4 protein-coding genes are annotated in these 5295 nt (G+C 48.5%); all 4 read right to left on the reverse strand.

All coding sequences use genetic code 11. The features are described from left to right. Positions 1-1126 (reverse strand): iron uptake transporter deferrochelatase/peroxidase subunit (gene efeB / locus STRDD11_RS09460; RefSeq protein WP_128837307.1); only part of this gene is annotated, 1126 nt, incomplete at its 3' end. Between the two features lie 4 nt (positions 1127-1130). Next, positions 1131-2003 carry an iron uptake system protein EfeO gene (gene efeO / locus STRDD11_RS09465; protein ID WP_128837126.1) on the reverse strand — a complete coding sequence of 291 codons (873 nt, stop codon included), beginning with the start codon at positions 2001-2003 and terminating at the stop codon, positions 1131-1133. 119 nt (positions 2004-2122) lie between these two features. Continuing rightward, positions 2123-3679 carry a ClC family H(+)/Cl(-) exchange transporter gene (locus STRDD11_RS09470; protein WP_128837127.1) on the reverse strand — a complete coding sequence of 519 codons (1557 nt, stop codon included), beginning with the start codon at positions 3677-3679 and terminating at the stop codon, positions 2123-2125. Positions 3680-4116: 437 nt separating this feature from the next. Then, the coding region (locus STRDD11_RS09475; protein ID WP_128837308.1) for a H2O-forming NADH oxidase at positions 4117-5295 on the reverse strand (1179 nt) is incomplete at its 5' end.

Consider the following 5295-nt stretch of genomic DNA (forward strand, 5'->3'; position numbering starts at 1 on the left):
CGTATTCGTTCATCTTGTCCTGGGCACCGAGATTGGTCTGCACCTTGACAAAACTGTCCGGATCTTTTTGAAAAGAAATGAAGAGCAGACCGGTATCAAACTGCCCCGTCGTCTCATCAATGCCGTCCGAGTAAGAATAGGACCGGCGGTAAATCGGTTTGTCAACTTCCTTGGCCAGCCGCACGTGCGAATCTACAGGCAGCAAGTCCAAGTCCACCTCGTCAAATTCATCTTTCTTGCCAAAGGGAGCCCCACTCTCCTTGTAACGGCCGAAGGTATTCTCCTGCTCCTGCAGATTAGTACGGTCCCAGGTCTCCAGAAACATCTGAATGCGGCGGACAGCCATATAAGAGCCGCCCTTCATCCAGTCCTTGCTGTCTGTCCAGATGACCCTGTCAAAGTCTTTTTCCTTGGTCACATTGGCCGTGCCGTCCTTAAAGCCAAAGAGATTGCGCGGCGTAGCCATCCGGTCTCCGATCGCCGCAAAGCCGGACTGGCTCCATTTCATGCTAATGGCATTTCTGCCCTTGCGGACCAGATTGCGGACTGCATGAAAGGCTACCTGCTCATCATCTGCACAGGCTTGAATGACAATATCACCGCCGGTGTACTTCTCTTTCAGCTGTTCCTTAGGAAAAGGCGGCAAATCCCGGAAGGCTTTGGGCCGCTTGTCCGACAGTCCCATTTTTTTCAAGAAAGAAGCAGAAACCCCAAAAGTCAGGGTCAGGCGGTAAGGGTTGAGCCCGACTGTCTCGCCGGTATCTGTCGGCGGCAGCAGAGCATTGGAGCCGTCTTTTTTGACTAATTCCCCGTCCACCAGCTTCTCGCTGTAAGCGGTCCAGTCCTTGAACATCTGGATAATCGCATCCCTGTCTGTCGTATGCAGATCCAGAATGACAAAGTAGATATTTTTTTGCATCGGTGTGGTGATACCGGCCTGATGCTCACCGTAGAAACTGATTTCCTCATCACCGTCAGCAAATTTCTTGTCTTCATTCGCCTGATTAGCGAAAAAAGCAGATGCACCGGAAACTCCTAGTGCTAAACCAGCGCCGCCGATGCCTGCTTTTTTAAGAAATTCACGACGATCCATTTTTTTATCAAACCATTTTTCGTCGTTTGCCATAAGATTACTTCCCGTCTAGGATCACACCCATTTGTGAAAGAGGTTCACCAAGCTTGGTCACGGCTTCTGCCAGCTCCTTGGTGTCTTCCTTGCTTAAGTCTGTGTAGAGCTTATAATGCTCAGAATCTGTCATATGCTTGTCCAGAAGACTGTTGACATTTTTGAACTCTTCTTCCAAGGTTTTGACCAGTTTTTCGTCCTTGTCTTTTATCAGGGGCTTAAAGAGCTCAAAGATTTTTTCGGCCCCTTCAATATTGGCCCGGAAGTCATAGAGGTCCGTGTGGGAGAAGACTTCTTCTTCTCCGGTAATCTTGCTGGTCGCCACTTCATTGAGCAGGTCCACGGCCCCCGTCAGCATGATATCCGGTGTCACTTCGACCGTCGCAATCTTGGCTTTCAGCTCCTTGATGTCATCGACCAGCTGATCAGCATATTTTTCTGTGCCTTGGGTGGTATTTTGCTCCCACATGATTTTCTCAATGCGGTGGAAGCCTGACCAGCCTTCTTCCGTCTTATTTTCATCCACATAGTCGACCAGACGGTAGTCAATCTTCACATCGGATTCACCGAAGCTTTCAGCAATCGGCTCAGAACGCTCATAAGTCATACGAATGAGCGGATACACTTTCTTGGCCTCATCCAGCTTGCCTTCCTTGAGTGTATCGCGGAATTTTTCCGTATCTGTCAGCAGCTGATCAATTTGCCCCTGCACAAAGGTCTTGTAGTCAGCAGTCGCCTTGTCTAAATCTTTCTGATTGACAGCAACCTTGCTGGAAGAAGCTTGACTGCTCGCGTCTGTACTGTTTGAAGAGTTGTTGGCAGCACAGCCAGTCAGTAAAAAGGCTGCTGAAAACAGGATAATGCCCAGTTTTTTCATGATGACTCCTTTGATTGCCTCGAAAAGAGGTTATTTCCAGTAAATTATACCAGTTTTTCTCTCATATTTCAAGGAATTGTCAGATAATTTTAATAGTATAACAACTTTATCATACTAGGCTACAGCAACTCTTCTTTCACTTTGCCAATCTCCGCCTTTTTCAGCACCAGATAGATGGTATCTCCCAGATAGAGGCGCGTGCTGCCGTTGACGGTCTGAGTCTTCCCCTTGTGGACATTCATGGTGATCAAGACTCCATCAGGCAGGTCCAGCTCATGCACCTGCCGGCCGGAAATCTTTTCTGAAACAGGAATCTCAATCAAGGTAGTGTCCCCTGTATCCTCGACGCTGTCTGGCAGCATTTTTTCCAGCATAGCCTCATAGACCGGCGCTCCCTTGAGCAGATCCATGACGATATAGGCCGTCAGCGTGACCAGTCCCAGCGGCATGAGGTTGCGGATGTCACCGACCATCTCTGTCACCAGAATCATGGCGGTCAGCGGAGCTTTAGAGATAGCGCCAAAATAGCCGCTCATTCCCAAGATGACGAAAATAGGAAACTGCTCCTGAGAAATCAAGCCCAGCTGCAGGCAGACCGCTCCCATTGCCCCGCCCAAGAGGGAACCCAAGGCTAAAATCGGCAGGAAAATCCCGCCTGGCAGTCCGCTTCCGTAGCTCAGCATGCTCCAGACAAAGCGCAGAGCAAAAAACAAGAGCAAGGTCCCTAGCGTATAGTGACTGGCAGTCAGTGACAGAATCAGCTGATTGCCCCCGCCCAGCAAGTGTGGCAGGAAAAAGCCGATGGGAAGAATCAGGACAAAGGCAAACACTGGATAATAGGTCTCTGAAATCCCAAACAGACGGCCCAAAAACTGATACAGCAGCTGGATATTTAAAATGACCTTCTCATACAGATAGCCAGCAAGCCCTAGTAATAGGCCCATGACTAGGTAAATCCAATACTGTCCCAGCCCCATGGTCGGAATATTATCCGGCATATCCAGCACCGGCGTCAGCCCAAACATAGAAAGCGAGACAAAGTTAGCCACTAGACTGGCTGCCAGAGTAGAGACCCAGAAAAAACGGGAGAAATGATGATAAACTTCCTCCACGACAAATAACAGTCCCGCGATGGGAGCATTGAAGGCCGCAGCCAAACCTGCTGCCGCTCCGCTAGCGATGAGCGCCCGCTCCTCCACAGGACTCAGCCGCAGATAGTCAGAGATTCCTTTTCCGCTCATGGCTCCCAGCTGAATACTTGGCCCTTCCCGTCCCAGCATGAGCCCGCTGGAAATGGCTAAGATTCCCAAGACAAACTTCTTCCAGAGAATGCTCCGCCAAGAAAGCGACATCAGCCCCTTCAGCTCCGCTTCGACCTGAGGAATCCCCGAACCCTTGATGTTTTTCTCCGACCTCGTCCAGCTGGCATGGAGCCAAACGATGATGCCATACAGCACCAATAAGACCAGCAGCCACAGCAAGGACTGCTGACTTTTCTGATAAACTCCCTGTATTAGATGAAAGACTTTTTCGATCAAAAAGCGGAAAATACCCACGACCAAGCCCGCAAAAACCCCAACTAAAATCCCGCGCAAAACCTGCGACAGGATAGAGTGGGAAGTAAAATGAAATTCTTTCTTGATCTCCTCCGCCTGGGGAATAGAACCTCTTGCCATTCTGAATCTCCTCGTCTTGACTTTACTACCATTCTAGCATAAAAATGCCCTCATAAACAGCTGCCTGCTAAATTTTATACTCAATGAAAATCAACTAGCAAATGAGGCAGTGAGCTGCCCATCCTGTCACGGGAAATTCTGCAGAACTTTTTCTGACTCCAGCATTGATTTAGCAGTATTGCAAATAATCGTTTCAATACTGCTGCTATCGGAGCTGACCTGGTTTGAAGAGTTTTTCGAAGAGTGTTATAGTCTTTTAGTTTGCTTTTAGTACGAGGCAGCGAGCCGCAGACAGTACTGGCGTACGGCAAGGTGAGCTAACAAAGTAATAAAAGATAAACTAAAGGACGATACCATCTCTTTTCAGACCAGATGATTCATTCTCCGCTCTGCCAGCCAGCAAAAAAAGTCCAGAACTTTCGTTCCAGACTTCATTTTTATTTAGCTTTTAAAGCGGCTTGTGTGATGTAGTTGTATGGTTTGTTAAAGTGCGGCAGGAAGAAGAGATCCAGAAGGGCCAATTTATCAATAGTCACTTTCTCCTGAATCGCTAAAGAGAACATGTGAATGCCCATGGACATGTCTTCTCTTGATACCATCTGAGCCCCAAGAACAACGCGCGTGTCCTTATCGTAGACAATCTTAATTGTTACATCATGATGCTCAACTTTTTCAAGGAAGGTTGGTTTTTGAGTGTCTTTAAACTCAACGACCGCTGGACTGTAGCCAAAGCGTTTGGCTTTTTCTTCGGTCAGACCGGTTGAGACCATCTTCAGGCCAAAGATTTCAATACCGTTAGAACCTTGCACACCGTTGGACTCCAGCTCATGGCCGCAGGCATTGTGAGCCGCCACGATACCAGAGCGCAGCGCATTGGAAGCCAGTGCGATATAGTTGGTGTCATTGATGGAGTTGTCATAGACAGTTGCACAGTCACCGATAGCATAGACATCTTTGACGCTTGTTTCCTGCTTTTTGTCGACCAAGAAAGCACCGTTGCGGAAAGTTTCCAGCTTGCCGGCACCGAGGGCTGTATTGGGACGGAAACCGACTGCCAGAACGACCATATCTACATCATAGCTGGCTTTATCTGTCACGATACGCTCCACCTTGCTGTCGCCTTCAATAGCTTTGACAGTCTGACCAAAAGCCAACTCAACACCATTGTCTTCCAGGTTTTGGCGCATCATATCAGACAGCTCAGGGTCATAGTAGCCAGCCAGGCAGGTATCAACAACGTCGATCAGGATGACTTCCTTGCCCAGACGCCTGAAGGCTTCAGCCAGCTCAACACCGATATAGCCCGCGCCTACTACTGCTACACGATTGATATTTTTGCTCTTATCCTGCAGTTTTTCAATCACATCGGCAGCATTTTGGTATAATTTCACGAACTGGAGATTTTCCAGCGTTGATTTAAACTCACGGCTGTTTGGATCCAGCTCAGCTCCTTCGATGGGAGGCAGAATCGGCTGTGAACCGGTCGCCAAGATGAGCTTGTCATAAGACTCTACATGCTCCTTGCCGTCTACCAAAGCTGTGACAGTCTTAGCATCATAGTCAATGGACTCAACCGGTGCATTCATATAAACCTTAGCGCCCTTGGACTCGAAAGT

The organism is Streptococcus sp. DD11 (assembly GCF_001578865.1).
Classification (GTDB): Bacteria; Bacillota; Bacilli; order Lactobacillales; family Streptococcaceae; genus Streptococcus; species Streptococcus panodentis.

Excerpts from the sequence above, each read along its gene's own strand:
- efeO (WP_128837126.1), bottom strand. The coding sequence starts at position 2,003 with ATGAAAAAACTGGGCATTATCCTGTTTTCAGCAGCCTTTTTACTGACT.
- STRDD11_RS09470 (WP_128837127.1), bottom strand. The coding sequence starts at position 3,679 with ATGGCAAGAGGTTCTATTCCCCAGGCGGAGGAGATCAAGAAAGAATTT.